Origin of the sequence: Paenibacillus sp. 22594, assembly GCF_052044425.1 — a bacterium.
Taxonomy (GTDB): Bacteria; Bacillota; Bacilli; order Paenibacillales; family Paenibacillaceae; genus Paenibacillus_AQ.
In genome coordinates this window covers 1-560 of the sequence record NZ_JBQENA010000047.1, presented here as the reverse complement: position 1 = coordinate 560, position 560 = coordinate 1, and the positions used below count along the sequence as shown (strand labels likewise).

Below are 560 nucleotides of genomic sequence, written 5' to 3'. Positions count from 1 at the left end.
CAGTTTCGTTGTTCGCCACGTCCTTCGTCGGCTCCTGGCGCCTAGGCATCCTCCGTGTGCTCTTATTAGCTTAACCAGCGCTCCGGTGTTTCGCTTGTTTGCTCATCTTGTTTTAAACAGCGCTTCCGGATGAATCCGTTCGCTAGTCTGTTTAAAGCCAAAAGTCGCTTCACAATCGAAAACCTTCGCTTTCAGCATACTAATAACTATTTCCACTTGTTTACACAAGTTTCAGCTAAAAGATGTTCTAAAACGCAAATTCGTTTCGGTATCCAGTTTTCAAGGATCAAGATTTCTGTAATTCTAGACATGACAAATTGATGAAGTTTGTTGGTGGAGCCAAGCGGGATCGAACCGCTGACCTCCTGCTTGCAAGGCAGGCGCTCTCCCAGCTGAGCTATGGCCCCGCAAATTCCATCAAAACCGAACAAATGGATACGCGTTAAGTATCTGGAAGTCTAGCTTCCAATTTGAATGTTTCCGTTGCAGGAAACGATTCTCCATAGAAAGGAGGTGATCCAGCCGCACCTTCCGATACGGCTACCTTGTTACGACTTCAC

General features: G+C 46.4%; 1 tRNA gene and 1 rRNA gene. Both read right to left on the bottom strand.

The annotated features are described in order from the left end of the window. Positions 1 to 331 precede the first annotated feature (331 nt). A tRNA-Ala gene (locus tag ACTJKB_RS30915) sits at positions 332 to 407 on the bottom strand. Between the two features lie 99 nt (positions 408 to 506). Beyond that, positions 507 to 560 (bottom strand): 16S ribosomal RNA (locus ACTJKB_RS30910); the annotation flags it as partial.